Source organism: Lentilactobacillus kefiri, from assembly GCF_007989105.1.
In the GTDB taxonomy this organism is placed as follows: Bacteria; Bacillota; Bacilli; order Lactobacillales; family Lactobacillaceae; genus Lentilactobacillus; species Lentilactobacillus kefiri.
Genome location: NZ_BJVK01000008.1, coordinates 62,740 through 87,528 on the forward strand (window position 1 = coordinate 62,740; position 24,789 = coordinate 87,528).

Consider the following 24,789-nt stretch of genomic DNA (forward strand, 5'->3'; position numbering starts at 1 on the left):
ATCATACTGTTTCACTAACGCTAACCAGCCTTAATGATCCGACGGACTCCATCCATTCACCGTAAAGTACCAGTGAACCTTGTCGCCTGGCTTAATCGCCTTATCCCCGGCAGATTTATCAACGTATTTACCGTTGACTGAATACATCCATCCGCTGCCCGGTTTGACGTCATTTTCTTTCAATCCATTGATCGAACTGACATAAATGGCTGGACTGCTGGTGTACTTCACTTTTAAGTTGGTTTGCTCCAACAACGTGAACGCAGTCGTTTTTTTCGTGATATGGAGATTACCCGAATAAAACAACTTTTTGTATCCGGACACCTTTAAATAGGCTTTCCCGGTGTACTTCGAGGCTCTTTTTCGAGTAACCCGCTGCTTTACTGAGTGATGACTTTGCTTCGACGCAGCCGACTTTTTAGAACTTGGGCTTTGCTTTGAAGCAGTCGCATGTTCCCGGCTGCTTTTTGCAGTGGCAGGCTTGGCTGACTGAGAAGCCTTCGTCGCTGAAGTACCCTTATTGGCAGAATTGTGATGTTTCTTGGCAGATTTGCTCGTCGCCTTTTTAGCCTTTGGCTGTTTCGTACTCGTAGCCTCTGAACTTGACGCGGCTTTGGGCTGACTGCCGGAATCCATTTTCGCAACCTTTTCAGTTCTTGCATGGCGCTGGTGCTGATTGGCGATCACTTCTCTAAAGCCAAAGGCCAACCCCAGAACCAACAAAAGGCCGATGACAATGCCGATACCTTTTTTCATAAACTCATCCTTTAATATTACTTAATTGAATAAATTGAACGGTGTGCCAAAGCTTGACGATATGCTGCGTTGGCCAAGTTCACCTGACCAACACCCAAAGTTTGCGTTGTGGCACCCTTAATCGATCCCGTTGAACGGACATAACTTAACATTGCCCGCATAGGTGAAGTGGTTTGATTTGATTTGAAGTAACCATTCACCAGCTTGACCGTACTTTGTTTCGTGGAGAAAGCAATAATGGCTTCCGCGGTTGAGTTGGCGTTGGTATAAACCTTGTCCTTAAATGTATATCCAAATGCACCATTGGGACGAACGGCGTCCTTCAAAAAGCTTTGACCCTTTACGATTGCCGACTTCACTGCGGAACTGGTTGATTTTCCTCTGGCAAGAGCGGTAACCGCCATAGCAGTTGTATCACTATCCGCACTTGCAGCTTGGTTGTTATATGCCCAGCCATGATTGCCCAATTGGTTCTTAACAATCAGGTTGCTTAACCCATTCTTGGTAAATTTGGCATTACTTGGACGTTTATATGAACCAGTCGACAATGCAATCAGGGCTTGGCTTTGAACGTTAACCGTCTGCTTGGTCATTGAACGGTGATATAAGGCACTTACCAGGTTCAAAGTTGTTTTGGCGCCGGTTTTACGTAATTTTTGCGGATTCAGTCCAACGGCTCTGACCGCAATGATTGCGTTGGCCAAATTAGCTGGCGTACTCTTCTTATTCAATATAAGGCTGTTTTTAACCCGATTCTGCTGCGTCTTGGTAAACTTGTAGCCAAATCCTTTCAGCCCCAGGAGAAGGTCTGAATAGCCATAGGCAGCACCACTATCTGGATAAGCCTTCTTGCTAAATATGTAACTCGTCTTGCCGGAAAAGCCAGTTCGATTTTTGACCAGCATCTTTTTGGCATACTTATAGGTTGCTTTCGCCTTTGATGACTGATAAGCACTTGAAGCAGTCTTAATTTGGGCGGCGTTCACAGTTGAAAGCGGTGCGGCAACACCTGCCAATAACAATCCGGTCATTGATAAAGTGATTAATTTATTCATTCGTTTCATCATTAGTCCATCCCTTTATTTTGTTTTGTTGGTAAAAATCGATACTTACGATCCAGCCTTGTAAACAACTTTTCCCAAGGTCGATAAAGCAGTGCAATCAAAACAATGTTTGAAAGTCCATGGTACAAATCAAACAGCGCGCTGCTGGCAAATGCCAAAATGAAACTTTTGAGAGTCATTGGCGAAACGTACTGCAAGGCGTACCAGAGATCCATAATCCAGCCAAACAGAAATCCCCAAACACCACCAAAAATGATCATAAAGATCAAACTCTTTTTAAGCTTGGTCATCCCAATGAGACCGGCGGACAGCCCCATCAATCCCCAGGCAAACATTTGCCAAGGAGTCCAGGGCCCCTGGCCCATAAACATATTGGATACCAAGGCGGTGGTACTTCCAGTCACAAATCCCAGTTCAGGTCCCAATGAAACGCCACCGACAATAATGACAAAGCTGGCTGCCTGGATACTCGGAAGAGCGGCAAAGGGCACCCGTCCAGCAACCGCCAAGGCAATCAAGATTGCAACAAACATCAGTGTTTGGGTGGTTAAAGGCTGCTTTTCGAATTTCCAATACGCCGGCAGGATGCTGCACAGTAGAACCATGAAGCTAAACATCAAATAATGCTTGTTATGAAGCAGCATCATTAACGTTAAAAATACGCCAATCAATATGAAAACAAACAACAGCCGACTATAAAAGACGGCCTTTGATTTATGAAACATGCTTACTTGTCCCTTCTGAAGCCAGATTAACATCATTCGGCAAAATTGCCATTGGTACTTGATTCCTCAATAATCGATTGATCGGTGTCGTAAAGAAAAAGTTATTGCCGAAAAAACTGCGGGTTGGAAGCACCGTATTCAAGTGACCGTCAAACATAAATGCACAGTGCTTGGAATATTCAGCACTAAATTTCATGTCATGGCTGGCCATCAAAATTGTGGTACCAGACTCGTTAACGTCCTTTAAAATTTGGCCTAAGAATCGTTTGGTATATGGATCAAGTCCCTTGGTCGGTTCATCCAGAATTAATAATTCCGGATCCACCAGCAGTGCCAACGCGACACCCAGCAATTGCTGCTGGCCGCCACTGATGTCAAACGGACTTTGATCGACCAACGAAGATAAATGCAGTCGATCAACCATCATTTTAACTTGTTTGTCCGGAAATTCCAGCTGAAGTGCCTCGGCTTGTCTCATCAGTTCCTTTTCAACCGTTTCTTCACCGAACTGCAGTGAAGGCGTTTGTGAAAGAAATGAAATGGCTTTGATTCGGCCGGCATTGGGAATCTTCCAGACAAGCTTTTTGTGGAACCGGGCCTTGCCGTGTTGGGGAATCCGTAAGCCAGCTAAAATGCTTAACAATGTGGATTTTCCGGAACCATTCTTACCAACGATTGATAACCAGTCACCGGATGGTAAATTTAAATCCAAGTGGTCAATCACATTGGATTGGCGGTCAAAAGAGAAGGTTAAGTTTTTGGCGGCCAAGACATTGGTTTCGCCAACTGATGCGGATGTTGACGTTCCTACATAAGTAAACTTTAACTGTTGATTTGAAATGAGTCGCTGCCCTTCGGCAACTGAGATTGGCAGATCTGGAAAGTGGCGATCCTTCTTCAAAAATACTTGTGAAACTTGTGGAACAAAATATTTTAGTTTTGGATCTGCCGTCATGGTTTCCAGTCCATTTCGTGGACGACCATCAAAAGATATCCCTTGGTTTTGTAATAAAATCAACCGGTCCGCCAAGGACAATACCCCATCCAAGTTGTGTTCTGTCAGCACAATTGTGATTCCCAATTCTTCATGAACCCGGTTAAGAACTTCAAAGAAGTGTTGCGTTGATAACGGATCCAATTGCGCAGCCGGCTCATCCAGCAGAATCACTTTTGGCCGTAGAATCAGTACTGAGGCCAGATTGACCAACTGCAACTGGCCACCCGAAAGGGCATCAATACTTTTATGCAGCAACTGATCAAGGCCCAAGTAATTGGCCAGTTCAGCAATTCGTCGTTCAATTTCCGCACTGGGTTCGCCCACATTTTCCAAGGAAAAAGCCAGTTCATCGATAACCGTCGACATAATCGGCTGTACGGTTGGATCCTGGCCAACGTATCCAATTGTTTTGGCACTTTCAAGTTTTGATAATTCGTTAATGGGCTTCTGGTTAATTAAAACCTGCCCCTGCCGGTGGCCATTGGGCGTCAGTTCCTTCTTAAAGTGATTCATCAAGGTGGTTTTGCCGCTCCCGGTTGCACCGGCAATGACAACGAACTGGCCCTGGCTGATTTTTAGATTGATATCGCTTATAACTGGCGATTTTTGCACGGGGTATTTAAATGTCAGGTGATCGACTCTTATTAATTCGTGCATAAGTGATAAACTCCTTCGGCAATCATCGGCAAAATCAGCATCCCCATCAGCAACGTAACCCCCAAAATATCACCATTCATCCAAAAATTTGTATATTGGGCAACCGAGCCCGACCAACCAATTTGATTCAATCGCGCAATGACGATAACTGAAAACAGAACGGTTGCCGAACACAAAAAGGCCCAATCTGTGGGGTGCCAACGATATGTATGATAATGAGTTCGTTTGGCAGCTCCAAATCCCCTGGCATCCATCAGTCTGGCTGTTTCCATCCCTGATGCCAACGAATCTTCCAGTAAAATCTGCAGCAGATGCCCACCACTTTTAATGCGGCTCAAGAGTGACCCTTTGGTCAAATCAACGTTGCGTGTTTTTTGAAGCATCGACAGCTGATGAAAGTTGCGGACAAACGCCTTAACCAAATTGGCCGAGATAACCACCAATAAGCCGATTCGAGGTGTCACTGAAGAAAATACATAGACTAATTTATTGGGTGGCAGAATCACGTTCAGCAGTCCAAAAGCCATTAGCATTTGAACAAGCATAAGGCCCATTACCGCACCATATAGCAGTGCCGGAGCCGTTAACTTAAAGGTTGCGCCGGCAACTGAAAATTGCCACAATATGGGACCAAATCGCTGATTTAACAGGCAGTTGAACAACACAATCGTGATAAATAAAAACAGGCTCATTTTAAATTGGCGCCACACCGCTGTCGATCCCAAATAAAGAATTGACGTGACCGTCAATCCAACAAATCCAAATATCGCAACGGCGGGATGATTAAAAAGAAGCAGTGCAATAATAACTTCCAAAAAATAAATTGCCGCAACAACCGGATGAGCCTGATAAAAGAAGGTCATTCGAATCGGTAATTTATTCATCATTGCACCACTCCTTTCAAATCTAAAATTCCCTGAATGATTATTATATCATCAGCAACCGTTTGAAATTTGGTGGATTCAAAAAACATTTTAGGTGCCTTAATCTTCGACAATCACGCCCAGCATTGCGACAATCTGTCCGGCCTGCCAGGGATTAATTTTTAACCCTTTGATCAGTTCCGGATTAACAATCAAATCATCAAAAGTTGCCTTTGATAAGTCGATCCCTTTCATGTGGGTATCCAGAAAATCAATTTGATTGATTTCACAGTTGTTAAATGACAAATCTTTTTTGACGGTCACAGCCTGAAAACTGCTTTCCACCAAATTAGAGTCAACAAAGAAACTATCTTCCATCTTGGTTTCACTAAAATTCGCATAGTGAAGGTTAGAGTCGTGAAATTGACACTTCTTGATTAACGTTTCCATCGAAAAGTCGGCCCTCATCAGTTGCACGTTGGTGAACTTACAGTTCGATAAGTAGCTTTTATGAAAAGTTGCGTTCAATAAGTCGCATCCCTTGAATTCCACGTATCCCCAGTCACTGCGGTCAAAGTTACTTTGCTCAAATTGACAGTGATCAAAAACCACATCGTTAATCCGAATCAGTTCATTTGAAACCGTGAACGTACAATTTGAATACGTATTATCCGGTTCGACATCGTCCAAACTCAACGTTTGCTTTGTAATTGTTGCCAAGCTAATCCTCCTGAATGTGGCCGCGTGAGATCAACGAACTGCCGGCCAAATAAATGATTGCGGCGATGAGCATCGAAATAAAGGTTGCACCAACGGAGTCTGCAACGACGGCCACGGTTTTAATATATCCATATGCCAGAACCGCAATCAGCCACGAAGCGATTGCAATCCAGTTAATGCCACCAGTATACCAATATTTCCCGGTTCGTGAGGCAAAATGAGCAGCGTTATATTTTCGTTTGGCAACAACATAGAAATCAACCAAGAAAATGGCAATTTCAGGTCCCAAGAACATGCCGATTCCATCCAGAAACGCTGTAAAAACATTGAGAAAAGTGGAATAAAAAATCGGAATAAAGGTGACAACCACCGCAACCAGCGTGACCGAAACGATGCTGAATGTTAATGACAGCCGCTTGGTCATGTTGGTCAAAGCGGATCCGGCCGACATCAGGTTAACCGCGTTGGCCGTCGTACTGGTAATGATAATGACCAGCATTGCCAGAACTCCCAGCCCCAACTTGCTGGCAATAGTCGAAGGATCTGAATTGTTGGCATCAAAGTGATTCAGGGTAATCGCGGTCGCAATTGTTGAGATAATACCAATCATGGCAAACCAAATCAACCCCAGGTTAGCGCCAAAAAACGGTGCCCAAGTTGAACTGGAACGCTTTTTGGAAAAGCGGGTAAAGTCACTGGCAGCTGTCACCCAAGCTAGATTAAAAGCAGCCAGAACGTCAACCGCCTGCCCCGGGGTCATCTTAAGAGCAGCCGGTGCGTGCCAGGAAACGATTTCTGATAACGAAACATTTTGGAAAACGACAATCGATTCCCAGATAACCAGGATAAAGACCAGAATAATACCAATTCGTTCAATGATCCGAACTGATTTTTCACCCATTGAAATACTCAGTAAATGTAAAATGCTCATCACAACGATTCCAGACACCAGGCCTTTAAGTCCGCCCGGTTTACCATAAACCGGCCAACCCAGAACATCGTGAAGAATATAACTGATAGAGGTGGCGGCAATAAACGTGTTCACGGCTGCCCAGCCGATGAACTGCACCACGTTAATGACAGAAGGCAAATAACTGCCCTTGAGTCCAAAGGATGCCCGAGTCAATGCCATTGCCGGTAATCCGGTCTTGTAGCCCATGTAACCTGATAAGGCCAGTAAAAAATATGTAATGACGCCAACAATAATGAGCGTGGTCGATGCGGTTACGAAACCACAGGCTGCAATCACCCCACCAACGTACCAAGTTCCGTTATTCGCATTAGCACCAACCCAAGTCGCAAACATATCCCAATATGATTGATGACGATGTTCCTTGGGGATTGATTCAACGCGACCAAAACTCTTATCTTCCATAATTAATCTCCTCTGATCATCCTTTAAAGTTGTCGTGTCGTCTCAATTGATTTTTAAGTTGAAATGAGTTGTCGACAAAGAAAAATGCACTTCGTCTCAGACAGAGTCGAAGTGCATTTTTCCCGGTGTAATTACCGGTAAAAACAACATTCATTAATGGCTTCCTTGACAGACTCGCTGGACTATTTAAAGGACTAAATTTTAATGTCATTATACGTGAGGCAAGGGAAAATTGCAATTTGTGAGTTGACACTCACCTCAGATGACGTATACTAAAGGCATAAGTGAGTTAGTACTCACTCACAAGGGGAGGAATCATGATGGATGCAGTCGTAACAGTGACACACGTTGATAAAAGCTTTAATAAAAAGCGAATCCTGCACGATGTGAATTTAACGGCATCAGGTCACGAAATATTAGGCCTGATTGGCCCTTCCGGTGCGGGTAAGACCACCATTATTAAAAATATCATGGGGATGGAACAGCCAGATGACGGTAAAGTGACCATTTTCGGCAAAGAAATGCCTAACCGACAAGTCCTGCAAAGAATCGGATTTATGGCTCAGGACGATGCACTATATGAAAGTTTGACCGGTCGTGAGAATCTCAAGTTCTTTGCTCAACTGTTTGGTGTGAAAAAAGATCAGCTAAATGAGCGGATCGAATACACCGCCGGAGTCGTTAACCTCAACCAGGATTTGGATAAACGGGTCAGCAATTACTCAGGTGGAATGAAGCGCCGTTTGTCCTTAGCAATCAGTTTGATTCAAGATCCTGACTTACTGGTTCTGGACGAACCGACTGTTGGAATCGATCCTGAACTGCGTCGGCAAATCTGGGACGAATTGAGGAAGTACGCCAAGGACGGCAAATCAATTATCATCACAACCCACGTGATGGAGGATGCCGCCGAATGTGACGAGCTTCTAATGATTCGTGATGGCCACATCATTACCCACGGCTCTCCCGATAGTTTGGAGAAAAAGTATCAGGTTGATAATTTGGAACAAGTCTTTTTGAAAGCGGGGAAATCAAATGAGAATACTGACAATAACTAAACGAATCTTCGTTGAGATGTTTCGTGATAAGCGGACACTGGCGTTAATGTTCATTGCTCCCCTATTTATTTTGTCATTAATGTATTTTCTATTTCAATCAAACACCAATACGGTGGCAGACATTGGGACAAACAACGTCTCCAGCTCACTGATCAAAGCAATTGATAACAAGCACATCACAATTCATAAGATGTCCGCAAATGCTTCGGCAAAACAAACAATTCGTGATAAGGATTACGCTGGCTTCATCAAAAAGACCAACGGCAAATTAATTGTGACCTACCAAAATGCCGACCAAAATAAAATGGCAATTATCAAGAAATCCGTTCAGATGGCGTTAATCAAAACTCAAATCAAACAACTGGCAGCTGCTACTAAAAAATCGAAAGCCGGTTTGATGAAGATGCAAGCTCAGTTGCAGCAGATCAAAAAGCAACTACCGTCAACCATCAGTGGTCGAATTCCAGCTCCTTCAACCCCAAAGAATATGCAAAAGCCAAGCAGTCTCAAGCTGAGTCAGCATTATCTTTACGGCAAGAGCAACTCTTCGTTCTTTACGACGATGCTGCCGGTATTCTTGGGATTCATGGTCTTCTTCTTTGTTTTCCTAATATCAGGCATCTCGCTTTTAAACGAACGAAATTCAAGAACGTTGGATCGCTTACTTGCAACGCCGGTTAAGCGAAGTGAAATTATCTATGGCTACCTGACTGGTTACGGTGCAGTTGCGATCATTCAAACCGCCATTATCGTTCTCTTCTGTATTTATGTATTAGGAATTGAGATTTTAGGCAACATTGCAATCGTCCTGTTGATTTGTTTTGCTTTGGCGATGGTTGCCCTTTCGATGGGATTATTTGTTTCAACGTTTGCAGCATCGGAATTTCAGATGGTGCAATTCATCCCGATCGTCGTCATCCACAAATTTTCTTCTCAGGTTTGATTCCAGTTGCCAACATGGCCGGATGGCTGCAGGTCATTGCCCACATCATGCCGCTTTATTATGGTGCCAGTGCCCTAACCGACGTTATTCAAAAACAGGCCAGCTTTTCGGCAATCATCCCCCAATTCTCTGCTATACTCATATTCTTACTTGTCTTCATCGTGTTGAACATGATTGGCATGCGGAAATATCGGAAAGTGTAGGTGAAAGATATGGCATCAACTTCAATTGAGTCATTTTATTCAGAAGACATTGATTCCACAAAGGATTTACCACAAAAGCAAAAGCAGGTTCTTAAAGCCTGCCTGGAACTATTTGCCTCAAAGGGATTCGAAGCCACAACGACAGCTGACATTGCCAAAAAAGCCGGTGTCAGTCAGGGAACGGTCTACAAGCGTTTCAATACTAAGGAACAGCTTTTACAGGCAGTTGTTCAACCATTATTTTCGAAAACCATTCCAAGAGCAGCCAAGGAATTCTCCTACGATATTAATCATTTTCAATATGACAACTTGGCCGAATTTTTAAAACCAACTCTACGAAACCGATTGACATTTGCCACCGAGAACAAGCAAATTATCAAAATCTTGTTCATGCAGGCGATAAGCGATCCCCAGTTACTGGCTGAATTAGTCAAATCTGTCAAATCCGTGCTGACAAATACAATCCCAAAAGTGATCGACAAGTTGAAAGAAGAACACCTACTCGTCGACTGGGATACTGCAAGAATCATGGAGTACGTTTTATCAATTGGAGCGGGCTATGGTGCCCAAATTGTTTTATTCGATCGAAAACTCGATTTGGATACGGTCATTGACCAGGCAGTCGAGTTTTTGGTCAAAGGACTTTCGCCCGAAAAATAATTTAATTTTGATATGCGGTTGACAAACATTAGAACTGCGACTATTATTATCATTAAATTTTAATGCTAGTAAATTAAAGCTCTGAAGAGAAGAGTAGTTGGCGAATGAACCCTTAGAGAATCCGGTTGGTGAAAAAGGATGGTTCATAAGTTAATGAAGATGAACTCTGAATAGCGATTTCAAGTTAACGCTTGAAACCCGGGTGCGACCGTTACATCGCCGAGTATCGAAGTCTGGTACTTTCAGAGGTGTTGGTTGCGAAATCAATACAAATTCAGGGTGGTAAAGCGAAACATTCGCCCCTCGGTCAGATTAATTCTGACACGAGGGACGAATGTTTTTTTGTTTCTATAAATTAAAAAACAATGCTGGCATTAAGAATAAATGAAAACAATATTGGATGAGGAGATAGATTATTTATGGCAAAAGTAGAAAGTTTTACATTGGATCACACAAAGGTTAAAGCACCTTACGTTCGTTTAATTAAAACAGAAACCGGTCCTAAAGGCGATGTCGTTTCCAACTTCGACTTGCGGTTAACTCAGCCCAACGAAACTGCTGTTCCAACTGCCGGGTTGCATACCATCGAACATTTATTGGCAAGCCTGCTCAGAGATCGCCTCGATGGCGTGATTGACTGTTCACCATTTGGCTGTCGGACTGGATTTCACTTGATTACCTGGGGCGAACACAGCACCACCGAAGTTGCCAAGGCCTTAAAGGGATCCCTTGATGAAATTGCCAATAAAGTGGAATGGAAAGATGTTCCGGGCGTGGATAAATACAGCTGCGGAAATTATCGTGACCACTCTTTATTCTCAGCCAAAGAATGGAGCAAGAAGATTCTCGATGAGGGAATTTCAAATGATCCTTACGAAAGACATGTTATCTAGATTTTTCAGTGCTTTGTTTTTTCGTTTCTTACTATTACTAACAAAACGTGCTCCCCAAACCAGCCCCCTCCGCTTTATCCAACAATGAGCCCACGATGCAAGAAACGCATCAAAACTCATTGTTAAATAAATGCTCAGGAACTAACCGGCTTGGCTCGCACTCTAAAGCTTAGGAGGCTACCCACATGACAACTACAATTATTGGATTTCCACGTATCGGCCATCACCGTGAATTAAAATTTGCTACAGAACACTATTGGAAAAACAAGATTGACCAAGTTGAGTTACTCAAAACAGCTTACGGCATCCGCAAGAATCACTGGCAGGCACAACAAGCTGCCGGCATCGACTTGATTCCAGTAGGTGATTTTTCATTCTTTGACGGCGTTTTAGATACTGCCAATCTTTTAAACATCATCCCGGAACGATACAAGGAACTTAATTTATCACCGCTCGACGAATACTTTGCCCAAGCCCGTGGATACCAAAATGGTTCCGAAACAGTTAAAGCACTCCCAATGAAAAAATGGTTCAATACCAACTATCACTACATTGTGCCGGAATTCTCCAAAGCCACTGACATTAAGTTGGTTGGCAGCAAACTATTTGACGAAGTTGACGAAGCCCTCAAGCTTGGGATCAACGCCAAGGCCGTCATCACAGGTCCATACACACTTCTCAAGTTAAGCCGTTTTATTGACGGTCCAACACCTAAAGATTTTGTTGATGCCCTCATTTCTGCATACTCTGACGTTATTAAGCATCTCAACCAACAAGGGGTTGCTTGGATTCAAATCGATGAGCCGGCTCTCAGCTTTGATGTTGATTCTGCTGAAAAGACCATCTTTGACAAATTATACAAAGGCATTTTAGCCAGCAAGGGATCAGCCAAAATTCTTTTACAAAACTACTTTGGCGATATTCGCGATGTTTATAACGATGTTACCAGCCTTGATTTTGATGGAATTGGATTGGATTTTGTTGAAGGCAAATATAACTTGGAACTCGTTAAACAAAACGGCTTCCCCGCTGACAAAGTTCTCTTTGCCGGTGTTGTAAATGGTAAAAATATTTGGCGCAACCATTATGAAAAGACCATTAAATTACTTAACGGCTTGAATACCAAAGCCCAAGTTATCCTGAGCAGTTCGGCTTCTCTTCTTCACGTTCCTTATAGTGCAGCAGATGAAACCAAGGTTCCTTCAGACGTTAAACAGCATTTGGCTTTTGCGATTGAAAAGCTTGATGAAATCAAGGAACTCGATAACATCTACCGCGATGAAGCAGATGGCAAGGCCGCTTTGGAAAAGAACGACACTTTATTCCGCAGCGTCAAACATCCATTCAATGAAGCCGTTCGTGACAGAATTGCCGGCCTGACCGAATCTGACTACACCCGCCTTCCGGAACGAGCAGAACGGGAAAAGATCCAAAAGAAGGAATTCAATCTGCCAATCCTGCCAACAACCACAATTGGTTCATTCCCACAGACAAAAGATGTTCGTCAAAATCGTTCCAAATTACGTAAAGGTGAAATCACCAAGGAACAATACGACAAGTTTAATGAAGATAAAATTCGCCGGATCGTTAAAATCCAAGAAGAAATTGGTTTGGACGTTCTGGTTCATGGTGAATACGAACGTAACGACATGGTTGAATACTTCGGAGAAAAACTCGACGGCTTTGTCTTCACTCAAAACGGCTGGGTTCAATCTTACGGTACTCGTGGTGTTAAACCACCAATTATTTGGGGCGATATTAGTCGAACTGCGCCAATCACCGTTGCCGCTTCAGTGTTCGCAAAGAACCTGACTGATAAGCCAATGAAGGGCATGCTGACCGGACCAGTGACGATTTTCAACTGGTCGTTCCCACGTGAAGACGTCACACCAAAAGAATCAGTTACTCAAATTGCCTTGGCTCTTCAAGATGAAGTCCTTGATTTGGAAAAGCATGACATCAAGATTATTCAAATCGATGAACCTGCATTACGAGAAAATCTGCCACTTAGAAAATCCAACTGGTATTCTGAATACTTGGATTGGGCAGTTCCGGCATTCCGACTTGTTCACAGTAAAGTTCAGGCAAGTACCCAAATTCATACCCATATGTGCTACAGCGAATTTGGCGATATTATTAAAGCCATTGATGCTTTAGACGCCGATGTTATCTCGTTTGAAGCCTCTCGTGCCGACTTTACCCTGATCGACCAATTAGTCGCAGCCAAGTTCCAGACAGAAGTTGGTCCCGGCGTTTACGATATTCACTCACCTCGAATTCCATCAGAGCAAGAGATTGAAGGACTGATCAAACAATTAGTCGCCAAGCTGCCGGTTGATAAAGTTTGGATCAACCCTGATTGTGGCTTGAAGACCCGTTCAGAGGAAGAATCGTTTGAAAGCCTTAAAAATATTGTTGATGCGACTAAGAAGGTTAGGAGTGAAATCAATGAGCCTAACGGAGTTATTTAAAACTAAAACCGTCTTTTCACTGGAAGTCTTTCCACCAAAGAAAAGTTCGCCAACCGAGGCAATTCTTCCAACCCTCAAGCGTCTCCAATCAATTAACCCGGATTTTATATCGGTAACTTTGGGTGCGGGGGGTACTGCCCATTGTGATGGAACTGTTGAAATTGCCAACCTGATTCAAAATAAGCTGGATATTCCGGCAGTTGCCCATGTACCAGGCCTTTATCAGACCCAAGAGCAAGTTTTGGCATTACTGGACCGTTTGGACAGTATCAACGTGAAGAACATTCTTGCCCTTCGCGGGGATAAGATTCCCGGCAAAGAACCGGTTGGTGTTTTCAATCACGCCAATGAACTGGTTAAATTTGTCCATGAAAATCGTCCCGACTTCAGCATTGCCAGTGCGTGTTATCCCAACTGCCATACTGAAGCCCCCGACTTTGTCGACGACATCACCCATTTAAAGGAAAAGGTTGATGCCGGAGCCGATCACTTGATCAGCCAACTCTTCTTTGATAACCAAGCTTTCTATGATTTCAAAGAAAAAACCGAGATTGCTGGAATTCACGTTCCAATTGAAGCCGGCATTATGCCCTGTACGAATAAGAATCAAATCGAACGGATTACTCAAATTTCAGGCGTTCCGATTCCTAAAAAATTCGCTGCAATCATGGATCGCTACCAGAATAGTAAAGAAGCAATGCTTGACGCCGGTATTGCCTTCGCAGTTGATCAAATAATTGATTTGGTCTCTCAAGGTGTTGACGGAATTCATCTTTACACCATGAATAAATCTAAAATTGCCAAACGAATCTGGGACGAAACCCAATCAGTCTTTGAAGCATCAAACTTATCAAAGCAGACTGAAAATGCATAATTAAAAGCGCTGCATCATTTAATTGGCTTGAACAATTAAGTGACACAGCGCTTTTTCTGTGGCCATTCAACTTGGGGGAGAAGAGTGGGCTTAGTTAGCATGAGCATTTAAACGTGGGCGACGCATCATCCTACCTGCAATAACCATCACAACCGCAGCAGCGGTAATCCCCGACGTATAATAAATCCTTTTTCGATTCATTTAAATCCTTCCTTTCAACGATATTTTTAGGTAACTATTTACTTGAAGAAAGAAATCTTGGAGGAGACTTTCTTCGATATTCTCAAATTCAATTGAGATGTCATTCACTTTATCCTTAATGACTGGTAATGATGCCTGCATCCCTTCCTTCTCATTTGATTGTTTATAGATTACTGTCGCCAACTTAACTCAAGCTTAAATTGAATCAATCTTTCCAATTCGCTGCTGAGTCTTAAGAAAAACGCTACTATTTTGTAAAACGCCGGAAATATTTCATGATTGAAGCCTAATCTTTGACAATACTAATTTAATTAATATCTTATAGTGTGCATTTGACTTTAATTATGTATATGATATAATTAAAGTGGGGATAGGTTCATGAACCGATGGATGAATCGAATTGTCGTCACAGCATTTAAAGGAGTTGACAACAATGCTAAATTTATATGTAGCACCCAGTAGTTCTTCAAGCAGACGAGCAGAAAAGTGGCTGAAGAGTCATGATATTCAGTTTAAGAAACGGGATATCTCAAAACGACCGTTAAGCGCTGAAGACTTGAAGCAAATTCTACGACTATCTGAAAACGGCAGTGATGATCTGATTTCCAAACGCTGTCACAGCTTTAAGAAGCTTAAGATCAACTTTGATAATTTACGTGTGTCTCAACTAATTGACTTAATGGTCAAATATCCTGATCTCATTAGACGGCCGTTGATCTTTGACGATCGGCAGCTGCAGGTCGGCTTTAGTGAAGAGGGAATCCGCAGCTTCCTACCAAGAGAAGCCAGAAAGACGCTGCTTACCGACTTACTTGAACAGCGGAACACAGACATAACAGCATAATCGGATACACATTCACCAAGCACCTTAATTGAGTGCCTGGTGTTTTTTTCTGTTATTATAGATAATATGTTATTATTGTGTAGCAAAAATGGTGGGTTTCATTACACCGTAAAAACGAGGTGTCTCTAATGTCAATGTCGATCCTATTGCCAACGTTGGTTGTTCTGGCTGTATTGATTGGACTATTCTGTACATATTTAATTAAACGAAGGAATTCCTTAATGTTGGGTGCACTTGCCAACCTGACCTTGCTGGTCCTGTTAATTGCCCTGGTGCAACTGATTTCTTTGTATAATAACAATTGGTTCTGGGTTGTGGTCTTCAGTACCGTGATTATTGTCGTTGGCCTGGCTGTCTTTTTAGGACTGACGTTAAGTTTTATTTTTTTCTTTATCAACGCTTTTATCGTCTGGAAACGTGAAGGCCACAGTCTTAGCAGTTCCCTGACCTTAATCGCCGGCATCGGGGTTGTCGGTGTAGATGCCCTTTTACTGTTTTATCCCTCATTTGGACCAGCTCCATTACAAGCCTTTATGACAACCTTCTTAACACTGTTGATTGGTTATGTTTTATTGACAGTGTGGAATACGATCACATCAATTTTATTGTACCGACTGTATTTTCCTAAGAAAGACAAGGATTACATCATCGTTTTGGGTGCCGGCTTAATTGACGGCTACAAAGTCGGTCGACTGTTGGGAAACCGAATCGATAAAGCAATTCAGTTTTATCAACAAGAAATTAAAGAAACCGGCAAACACCCCAAGCTTGTCTTTTCCGGTGGCCAAGGCGGTGACGAACTGTTGCCTGAGGGTGAAGCAATGCAAAAGTATGCCTTGGATCACGGAATTCCCGAAAGTGATACGCTGATTGAAGCCAAATCGGTCAATACCCTGCAAAACCTCAAGTTCTCACGGGAAATCATCGAGAAAGACTCCGGTAAAAAGAACAGTAAAGTCATTTTTGTCAGCAACAATTACCACACTTTGCGTGCCGGAATTTATGCTCGGAAGCTTAAGTTCCCGGCTTTTGGGGTTGGCGCTCCAACACCGTTTTACTTTCTTCCCAATGCCGTCATCCGGGAACACTTGGCATTTCTTGTGATGAACAAGCGTTGGAACATTGCCATTTTTAGCTTAATCATCATAATCGCAATTCTCATGGGAGTCACTGCTGCGTTTTCACCAATCAGCCCAATTAAATAAAAGTTCAGGAGATTTTTATGTCATCATATATTAACGTTATTTATACTGCTGCAATTCTTTTTCCAATATTAGCCATTTTTATTACCTTACCCATGTTACTGATTAATTATCACAAATATGGTGCCTTACCAAAGTGGAGTATCTTCATGCTTTATACATTTGTTTTCTACATGATGTGTGCCTACTTTTTAACGATTTTACCACTGCCTTCTCAGTCGTATGTGGCTCACTTGACGACACCAACACATAATTTTGTTCCATTTACATTTGTTAGAGAATTCATGAAATACAATCCGTTCTCTTTAACGCATCCCGGAACTTGGGTTGCGGCCTTAAAGGCACCCACGGTCATTCAACCGGTCTTTAATATTTTTCTGACGGTTCCATTCGGTTTTTATCTGCATTACTATTTCCAACGTTCATGGAAGCAGACCATTCTGCTGAGTTTTTGCCTCTCACTGTTCTTTGAAGTTACTCAAATAACTGGTCTTTATGGCATCTACCCACGGCCATACCGTTTATTCGATGTCGATGATCTGCTGTTAAACACGACTGGTGGGATTATCGGAGCCTGGGGTGCCCAGCTGCTTGGCCGCTTTTTACCTACCAAACAAGCCGTTACAGCGCGAACCATGGCCCTCAGCAAGAATGTTTCACCGATTAGGAGAACGGCCGCCCTGCTGGTTGACTGGATCATTATTGGTATCATCAGTGGCATTTTGGATACGGTTATCAAAGTTGACTGGATAAGCACCCTGATTTGTTTCGTCATCTTTATTCTAGGATTTGAATTCCTCACTCAACGAACAATCGGAATGCGGCTGGTTGGCCTCAAGATTGTCAACCTTCAGGGACAAAAAGCCGGTTGGTTCAGGCTATTAATTCGGAATTTCTTTGGTTACGGCATCATCGGCGGTTTGTTTGCCACCGTGATCCGACTCTTGAACATGACAGGTACCGCACCCACTCCTCAATTAACTGACATTATGCATTGGCTTTTGATCATGTCATTTCTGCTCCTTCTCGTTTTCGTTGATTTACTCATCGACTGGTTCTCTAAGAAGCATTTGTTATTCTTTGAAAGACTGAGTGGCACCGATACTAAAACAACTAAATAATTGCTAACCAAAAAGGACTTCCAACAAAATGCAGATTTTGCTGGAAGTCCTTTTTAAATGTCGTTTTGAACAAGTCCGAACTCAACTTTGTTGTTTCTCTTGTTCTTTAATATTTTCCTGAATAATTTCATGAAGTCTTTCAGATAGAATTCCTTCACGCAAACCACTCTTTGAAAACATAATCCGGTCCGAATCCAAGTAGTTCATCAACAAAATAACGGGAATTAAGCCGCCAACAATAATGTCGGCCCGTTCTTTATTGATGCCGGGAACCTTTTTGCGTTCCACAAGATTCATTCCAATGATCTTTTCAAAGGTTTGATTAATGGAATCATCCCTAAGCTGATAGCCGTGAATATCGTTGGTATCCAACAGGTTATTAAAGCGCCGATTAATTTTGGCAAGTGTGCGGTTGCTTCCGCCCAACCCAATAATTGGCAGGTTCAAGCCGTTACGCAGCCACCAAACACTTTGAAAAATCTTATTTACAAAGATCATTGCTTTGAAAACCTCTGCTGGTGAAATCTCATCAGCTAAGTCGAACTTAGAAGATAAAGTAACAGAACCGATTGGGATACTAATCAAATTGCTGACTTTACCATTTTGAACCAGGACAATCTCCGCGCTGGCACCACCGGTATCAAGAATCACCGCGTTGGTAGCAGGTAAAGTTTCACTGACACCGACATAATCCAAATAAGCTTCGCGAGTTCCGGAAATGACATTCAAACTAATGCCAATATCGTTTTTGACCCGCTTCAAAAATTGTTTCTGGTTAGTCGCCTGTCGAACAGCCGCAGTTGCAACTGCAACAATTTTCAAGTGATTAAGTTTCGAATAGATCGCTTTGAAACCTTTCAAAGCGGAGATTGTTCTCTCGATTGCTTCTGGTTGAAGAATTTTTTTGACACCCATATTCTCAGACAAACGAACGTATTCCTTTTCTTCGGTAACCGTCTCATAAGAGCCATCGTTACTGATTCGATTGATTGTCATTCGAACTGAGTTGGATCCCAAATCAATTACTGCTAGATTTTCCATTAGTCCTTGTCTCTCCCATCTTCATCGTTTAACGGATCAGGTTGATTCTGCGGACTCATCATTGGTTGAAAATGCGTATCGCTCTTTGGACGGGCTTCGCGTTGTTGAGCCTTTGATAATTTAGTTGCTTGAGCTGCAAAGTATTCCTGGCAGTCCAATGGTTCACGGCCTCTTCGGTCGACTCGTTTGTAAACACCATCTTTATCCAATGTTCTGGTCTTAACATTATCATTCCACATTGTTGTGTAGATGTCTACCACTCTCTTTGCCAAATCAGGCTGGAGAACTGGGAACAACTGCTCAACTCGTCGGTTCAAGTTCCGGGTCATTAAGTCGGCACTGGACAGATAAACTGACTGTTCACCATCATAATTAAACATGTAAATTCGGCTGTGTTCGAGGAAACGGCCAACGATTGAATGAACCGTGATGTTTTCACTGACATCTTTGATACCGGTTCTTAAGCAGCAAATTCCACGAACAATCAGATCAATTTTAACGCCGGCATGAGATGCTTCATACAATTTGGAAATCATTTCTTGGTCTGACAGTGAGTTCATCTTCATTTGAACATGAGCTGGCCGGCCGTCTTTGGCGTATTTAATTGCTTCATCAAGTCGATCAGTGATAAACTCACGGATTCCATTTGGTGAAATGTGAAGTTGATGGAAGTATGGTGGCCGTGAATATCCTGAAAGCATATTAAAGATATTTGTGACATCAATACCGATATCTGTGTTGCAGGTTAATAATGCCAAATCAGTGTAGAAGTGGGCGGTAACATCGTTATAGTTACCAGTTCCCATGTGAACATAACGGCGAATCCCATTTTCTTCACGACGAACAACTAACGACAGCTTGGAGTGGGTCTTCAGACCAACCAGGCCATAAATTACATGACAACCCATCTTTTCAAGTTGACGGGCCCAGTGAACGTTATTTTCCTCGTCAAACCGAGCTTTAACTTCAACTAATACAGTAACCTGCTTACCATTTTGAGCGGCTCGTCCCAAGTACTTGATGATTGGTGAATCACCGGAAACCCGGTACAAGGTCATCTTAATGGCAAGAACTTCACTGTCAATTGATGCCTGACGGATAAATTCAACAACTGAATCAAATTTATCGTATGGGTGCTGCATCAACCAGTCATGTTTTTGAATAGCTTCAAAAATATTATGATCTGAATTCAAAGCAGCAGGTTGATAAGGTTCGTATGGTTGATATTTCAAGTCGTCATGGTTAACAACCTTGCTGGCCAACTTGGTCATGAAGGTCAGATCCAGAGGACCGTTGACTTCATAGACAGAATCTTCAGCGGTCTGGAGCTCTTTAACCAAACGCTTGCGAAGCTTGTTACTGATGGTTGAGTCGACTTCCAGTCGAATGACCTGGCCGTGTTCACGGAGCTTAAGTTGTTGTTGCACTTTCTTAAGCAGATCGGAAGTATCTTCTTCAGCAACATCCAAATCCATATCACGGATAACCCGGAAGACTGAGACTTCTTTAATTTTATAGTTGATAAACAGCTGATCAACAAATTCCTTGATAATATCTTCAATCAAAATAAAGTCGTTTTCACCGCCAGGCAGCTTAACCACCCGTGAGAAAATACTTGGAACTTGAAGGGTGGCATACAATGTCTTGCCGCCTTCATCATCTTTTTTATTTAATCGAAGTGATAAATTAAGTGAATCGTTGTTAATGAACGGAAATGGTCGTGAACTGTCGTCCGCCATTGGTGTCAAAACAGGATAAAGTTCATCATGGAAGTACCCTTTGATGAACTGATACTGTTCCGCATTGAGGTCTTCTATCTTGAGCAGTCGGATACCAACTTGGCTCAGTGCCGGGAGCAATGAACGGTTCAAAGTGCTGTATTGACGAATCAGCATCTTATGCGCCTTGGCGTTTACATCCCGCAATTGTTCCTCAGGTGTTCGTCCGGATGAATCCCGGCCATCCCACTTAACTTCGACCAGTTTTGCCAGTGAAGCCACTCGGACCATGACCCATTCATCAAGGTTGCTTTGAGTAATTCCCAAGAACTTTGCCCGTTCAAGCAACGGATTATTCTTGTCACGTGCTTCTTCCAAAACACGTTCGTTAAAATCTAGCCAACTGAGTTCCCGGTTATCAAAGTATGCCGGGTTTTTAAAATCAATTTGTTCTGTCATTTCGCTTTAACTCCCCTTTGTTTGAGAACCGCGTTATAGCCATATGCTTCCGTGAAGAAATGACTTTTGGTATTAAAAATCCAATTTTCATAAGCCAAGTTTGCATTGCTGAAGACGGTAATAACAACTTTGGTTTCTTTAATTGAAACTGAAATCTTCTTAATCTTTTGCTGACGATCGTCGTCCAAAGCATCAGCCAAACGCAGAATTGCGGCTAACTTGGCAATCAAACGTCGGCTATCAGCTGAAATATGCTGGAAGTGAATCAAATCTTCGTTAGGCGTCGTTGAGCTGTGATACCGGGCAATTGCGGCAATAACCCGAATGTCATCCTTTGACAAACCAATAATTTCTGAATGAAGAATGATGTATTCCGAATGCAGATAATGTTCATGGATCCCAATATAATTACCGGAATCATGCAAAATTGAAGCAATTTCCAAAAGGAGTCGTTCATGACGTCCCAATTGGTGAAGCGGCTTCAATTGATCGAATAGATGCAGGCAAAATTTGGTGACCAAATCCCGGTGGACCGGCTCAACATCATAATGTTCCGACAAGTTAAGTGCCAGTCGAACAATTTCAGATGTGAAATCAAGCTTTGAATAACCACGTTCAAGTGCTTCCTGATTAACAAGCCCATCAACCACACCAGAATCTGAAAAGCCGATTTCAACGGCATTGGTTAATCGTAAAATTCTTCGTGTAAGTAAAAGCTCTGGAAGAACCAATGGAATATAGTCCGGTTCGACTTGCAATCTTTCAATCAGGTATTGGTCTGAAGCATCCACTAAATCATCAACCATATCATCGAAGCGGGCAGCAGTAATTGTTTCGCCAACTTCTGAATGATTGTAGTTTTCAACCAGCCGCTGCATCGGTAACGACCCAAGTAAAATAATCTTTGTTGGGACCTTGTTGGATACCACACTGGCAGGATTACCAATATAAAAATCATTCAACTTGGAATCGATATAATCATTTAACAGTCCAATTGAATTTGGCGCGGTTTCCCGCAAACTTTGAAGATCTTCGGCAATCTTAATTGGTCCTAAGGCAAAACTGGTTGACCCGATAAATTTACCATCGTTGAACTCGGTAATTGCCGTATTCCCAGAAGTAATTCCCACCAAAAAGACAGTTTGCTTATCATCCACACCATCTTTGCGCAGCTCGGTAGTAATATTTTGATTGCGATAAAATGTTTCTTCACTGCTTGAAAGCCACTCAATATTAAGACCAGTATGTAGAAATAGTTGGTCCGCAATAAAGTCTGAATTAATGGCCTGGTGTAAGGCACTGCTTCCAAATAATTTGTAATTATCAACACCATAATCATTTAAGATCTGGACAAAACCGGTCAAGGCTTCGGATACTTTGTTCACTGATTCATACTTAACCGGTTGGTCTTGATAGACATCATCGCCCAAATTGATATCTTTTTTGACGTGCTCTAAAGGCTTTAAGTTCTTTAGATTCACGATCAACAGTTCCAATCCTTGAACGTTGACCATCATAACGCCATAATATTTTGCTGCCATTTCTTCACCTTCTGTATGAATTCTCATTATAAATTTTCAATAATACTTCATTCTAACAATGTAAGTATACAATATTCTTTGCCGGAATTTTTACAGTTCGTATCATTAATTTGCATACTTATATTTCTAAACAGTTTGATTGACATCAATTCCTTCACGATTGAAAATATAAACGTACCAAATTTTATTCACCAGAAAGAAGTGGAATTGATGACTGAACTTAATGCAGCAAATTCTGGAACTTATAAATTTGATGATCAGTTTATTGTGAATCGATTAGGTTACGGCACAATGCAACTGACTGGCAAAGGTACCTGGGGTCCATACCCAGATCCTGCAAAGGCAGCAGATGTCGTTACCCGAGCAACCCAACTTGGAATCAATTTCTTTGATACGGCTGATTCATATGGCCCATGGTTTGCGGACCGTTATTTGGCAGAAGGCTTGAAGGGCGCCGCCAACCGTGACAAGATTTTTATCTCTGATAAAGTTGGTCAGACCCGCCAAGGCCCAAATGTCTGGACACCACATGGTGAACCCAACTATCTCCGTCAGCAAGTCGAGGTTTCAATGATGACTTTAGGGCTTGACCACGAAGACTTGGTCTTTCTTCACCGAATTGACAGCCACTTCCCAGTTGCCGACCAAGTTGGTGAACTAAAGAAGATGCAGGACGAAGGAAAAATCAAGCACATTGGTTTGAGCCAAGTAACTGTTGACCAAATTAAGGAAGCTCAGAAATACGCCAAAATTGACGCTGTAGAGAACTTATACAATGTAGGTAACCACGGTGACGATGATGTCGTTGACTACGCTGAGAGCCAACATATGGCCTTTGTACCATGGTTCCCACTGGACACTGGTAAATTAGTCGGCGCAAACAGTCCACTTAGTGCAATTGCCAAGAAATACAATGTTTCCGAAGCTCAAATTGCATTGGCATGGTTGTTGAAGCGTTCACCAAACATTCTGCCAATTCCAGGAACCAGTTCAATTGCTCATTTGGAAGACAACGTGGCTGCTGCAAACGTCAAATTAAGCGATGACGACTTTGAAGCATTAACCAACCTTTCCAAATAATAACGAATATAAAATTTAAAAACTGGATTATTTCGGCAATGCCGGGTAATGATCCGGTTTTTTTGTGACCTTTTATTCTGCCCTGCATACTGAATTGATCATTACCAATTTGCAATCAATTTATGTCATGACTTGAAATACATTCTGATCAGTGTAGAATGATGCATATTATTTGGAGGGGATGAGCACCGATGCTATCAATTAAAAGGTCAGCGCTATTAGCAGCTGCAATTCTTGGACTGTCAATTCAGCTCCCGGTAAGTGCCGACTCTGTCGAAACGGAGATTCAAGGCAATACATCTACCAAGGTTTCGAAATCTTATCGGGTAAAGTTTAAAACCATTGGCCATCAACAACTGGTCACCAAAAGGACAGCCAAACTTTATCGCTTTTCGTCCGGCAAAATCAGCCGGCATAAGCCACTCACTGTTTCGAAGAACACTGCCCTAACCGTTCAAAACAAGGTTTATTCCAAGAAGGGCAGTGTCGTCAAGGTTCCCGGTAACACTCAGCAGTATCTGCTGGCTAAGCCAAAAAGTTACGTTTATAATGCTGCAGGTTTTAAAAACAACAAACAAACCGCCAAGCGTCTGGCCGCTGCATCCAAGAAATGGTCAAAGGGATTGACCAAGTCTCAAGTTAAAGCGATCCGTTATTATACCGACAAAGGCTACAGCAAAATCAACTCTGCTTTGAGATTTCCTGATCAGGCAGCTTCCAACAAAGTAGATGGTAGTATTTCTAAGATTAATTCCGCCATCGCAACTTTTAATTTATCAAAACCACTGACCGTTTATCGGGGCACTTCATTGACCGGTTTACAGAAATCCTTGGGAAGCAAATCGGTTAAAGTCGGTGACTCTTATCGGGATGCTGCCTATTCTTCCTGTACCCTTAGTCAAATGATCGCTTTGGGATTCTCGTCTCAACACGTTGTCTTAAAGATCAACTTACCCGCTGGACATCACGGCGCCTATATCGATCCAATTTCAACCAATGTGGGCGAAAAGGAATACCTGCTTAAAAGCGGCTCAAAGTTGATTGTGACCAATTACCAAAAGGCCCAATCAACGGTTCACACTGTCATTACCGTTAAGAAACACGGTCATTCAGCAAAACATCAAATCAGCAACGTTCGGACCAATTACACAATGGTCACGTTGAATTTAAAACAATAAACAAAAAGGATTTTTGAAGGTAGATTTCAAAAATCCTTTTTTGATTAATCCCTTATGTACCAATGGATGTAGCTGTTATTCGCTTTTACAGTTTAGAACTGTTATAATCTAGATAGAATAGATTTCTGATTGGAGGCGTACTATA

At 42.4% G+C, this 24,789-nt stretch carries 20 protein-coding genes and 1 pseudogene; 11 read left to right on the forward strand and 10 right to left on the reverse strand.

Annotated elements, in window-relative coordinates:
* Nucleotides 1–30 precede the first annotated feature (30 nt).
* The 7 genes from LKE01_RS04660 to LKE01_RS04690 form a co-directional block, all read right to left on the reverse strand.
* Entirely contained in the window at nt 31–756 is a 726-nt protein-coding gene (locus LKE01_RS04660) for a DUF4430 domain-containing protein (protein ID WP_056981831.1), read from the reverse strand.
* Nucleotides 757–773: 17 nt separating this feature from the next.
* Nucleotides 774–1,820 carry a prenyltransferase/squalene oxidase repeat-containing protein gene (locus LKE01_RS04665; RefSeq protein WP_054769212.1) on the reverse strand — a complete coding sequence of 349 codons (1,047 nt, stop codon included), beginning with the start codon at nt 1,818–1,820 and terminating at the stop codon, nt 774–776.
* Nucleotides 1,821–1,822: 2 nt separating this feature from the next.
* Complete coding sequence (locus tag LKE01_RS04670) at nt 1,823–2,545, reverse strand: ECF transporter S component (protein ID WP_056981830.1); 723 nt, start codon at nt 2,543–2,545, stop codon at nt 1,823–1,825.
* Nucleotides 2,535–4,199 carry an ABC transporter ATP-binding protein gene (locus LKE01_RS04675; protein ID WP_054769213.1) on the reverse strand — a complete coding sequence of 555 codons (1,665 nt, stop codon included), beginning with the start codon at nt 4,197–4,199 and terminating at the stop codon, nt 2,535–2,537. Before LKE01_RS04675 ends, LKE01_RS04670 begins: the two co-directional genes overlap by 11 nt.
* On the reverse strand, nt 4,187–5,086 hold the full coding sequence (locus tag LKE01_RS04680; protein ID WP_225364663.1) for an energy-coupling factor transporter transmembrane component T: 900 nt from the start codon (nt 5,084–5,086) through the stop codon (nt 4,187–4,189). The genes LKE01_RS04675 and LKE01_RS04680 overlap by 13 nt, the downstream gene beginning before the upstream one ends.
* A gap of 96 nt (nt 5,087–5,182) precedes the next feature.
* Nucleotides 5,183–5,782, reverse strand: coding sequence for a pentapeptide repeat-containing protein (locus LKE01_RS04685; RefSeq protein WP_054769214.1), 600 nt, complete (start codon nt 5,780–5,782; stop codon nt 5,183–5,185).
* A 1-nt stretch (nt 5,783) separates the two neighbouring features.
* Entirely contained in the window at nt 5,784–7,157 is a 1,374-nt protein-coding gene (locus LKE01_RS04690; protein WP_056981827.1) for a cytosine permease, read from the reverse strand.
* Nucleotides 7,158–7,477: 320 nt separating this feature from the next.
* Here LKE01_RS04690 and LKE01_RS04695 point away from each other — a divergent pair, with 320 nt between their 5' ends.
* The 9 genes and pseudogenes from LKE01_RS04695 (at nt 7,478) to LKE01_RS04735 (ending at nt 17,627) form a co-directional block, all read left to right on the forward strand.
* Entirely contained in the window at nt 7,478–8,215 is a 738-nt protein-coding gene (locus LKE01_RS04695; protein WP_054769215.1) for an ABC transporter ATP-binding protein, read from the forward strand.
* A pseudogene (locus LKE01_RS04700) lies at nt 8,193–9,361 on the forward strand (ABC transporter permease). Before LKE01_RS04695 ends, LKE01_RS04700 begins: the two are co-directional and overlap by 23 nt.
* Nucleotides 9,362–9,370: 9 nt before the next feature.
* Nucleotides 9,371–10,021, forward strand: a complete 651-nt coding sequence (locus LKE01_RS04705; RefSeq protein ID WP_056981825.1) for a TetR/AcrR family transcriptional regulator — start codon at nt 9,371–9,373, stop codon at nt 10,019–10,021.
* A 419-nt stretch (nt 10,022–10,440) separates the two neighbouring features.
* Nucleotides 10,441–10,914: an S-ribosylhomocysteine lyase gene (locus LKE01_RS04710; RefSeq protein ID WP_056981823.1), complete on the forward strand. Its 474-nt coding sequence runs from the start codon at nt 10,441–10,443 to the stop codon at nt 10,912–10,914.
* A gap of 185 nt (nt 10,915–11,099) precedes the next feature.
* Nucleotides 11,100–13,385, forward strand: coding sequence for a 5-methyltetrahydropteroyltriglutamate--homocysteine S-methyltransferase (gene metE / locus LKE01_RS04715; RefSeq protein ID WP_056981821.1), 2,286 nt, complete (start codon nt 11,100–11,102; stop codon nt 13,383–13,385).
* Nucleotides 13,363–14,259: a methylenetetrahydrofolate reductase [NAD(P)H] gene (gene metF / locus LKE01_RS04720; RefSeq protein WP_054769216.1), complete on the forward strand. Its 897-nt coding sequence runs from the start codon at nt 13,363–13,365 to the stop codon at nt 14,257–14,259. The genes metE and metF overlap by 23 nt, the downstream gene beginning before the upstream one ends.
* Before the next feature lie 634 nt (nt 14,260–14,893).
* Nucleotides 14,894–15,304, forward strand: coding sequence for a transcriptional regulator Spx (spx, locus tag LKE01_RS04725; protein ID WP_054769218.1), 411 nt, complete (start codon nt 14,894–14,896; stop codon nt 15,302–15,304).
* A 128-nt stretch (nt 15,305–15,432) separates the two neighbouring features.
* Nucleotides 15,433–16,509 (forward strand): YdcF family protein, encoded by a 1,077-nt coding sequence (locus LKE01_RS04730; protein WP_483403604.1) that lies wholly within the window; start codon nt 15,433–15,435, stop codon nt 16,507–16,509.
* A gap of 17 nt (nt 16,510–16,526) precedes the next feature.
* Nucleotides 16,527–17,627 carry a VanZ family protein gene (locus LKE01_RS04735; protein ID WP_054769219.1) on the forward strand — a complete coding sequence of 367 codons (1,101 nt, stop codon included), beginning with the start codon at nt 16,527–16,529 and terminating at the stop codon, nt 17,625–17,627.
* Nucleotides 17,628–17,708: 81 nt separating this feature from the next.
* On the opposite strand, the gene ppx is transcribed toward LKE01_RS04735, so the two are convergent.
* Genes ppx through LKE01_RS04750 form a run of 3 tightly spaced genes read right to left on the reverse strand, consistent with a single transcriptional unit; the run spans nt 17,709 to nt 22,386 of the window.
* Nucleotides 17,709–18,668, reverse strand: coding sequence for an exopolyphosphatase (gene ppx / locus LKE01_RS04740; RefSeq protein WP_054769220.1), 960 nt, complete (start codon nt 18,666–18,668; stop codon nt 17,709–17,711).
* Complete coding sequence (locus LKE01_RS04745) at nt 18,668–20,845, reverse strand: RNA degradosome polyphosphate kinase (protein WP_056981819.1); 2,178 nt, start codon at nt 20,843–20,845, stop codon at nt 18,668–18,670. Before LKE01_RS04745 ends, ppx begins: the two co-directional genes overlap by 1 nt.
* The gene (locus tag LKE01_RS04750; RefSeq protein ID WP_056981817.1) at nt 20,842–22,386 is read right to left on the reverse strand and encodes a Ppx/GppA phosphatase family protein; all 1,545 of its coding nucleotides are present in this window, start codon (nt 22,384–22,386) and stop codon (nt 20,842–20,844) included. Before LKE01_RS04750 ends, LKE01_RS04745 begins: the two co-directional genes overlap by 4 nt.
* 210 nt (nt 22,387–22,596) lie before the next feature.
* Here LKE01_RS04750 and LKE01_RS04755 point away from each other — a divergent pair, with 210 nt between their 5' ends.
* Both LKE01_RS04755 and LKE01_RS04760 read left to right on the forward strand, forming a co-directional pair.
* Complete coding sequence (locus tag LKE01_RS04755) at nt 22,597–23,466, forward strand: aldo/keto reductase (RefSeq protein WP_054769221.1); 870 nt, start codon at nt 22,597–22,599, stop codon at nt 23,464–23,466.
* A gap of 191 nt (nt 23,467–23,657) precedes the next feature.
* Nucleotides 23,658–24,644, forward strand: a complete 987-nt coding sequence (locus tag LKE01_RS04760) for an ADP-ribosyltransferase (RefSeq protein ID WP_056981815.1) — start codon at nt 23,658–23,660, stop codon at nt 24,642–24,644.
* The last annotated feature ends 145 nt before the right edge of the window (nt 24,645–24,789 follow it).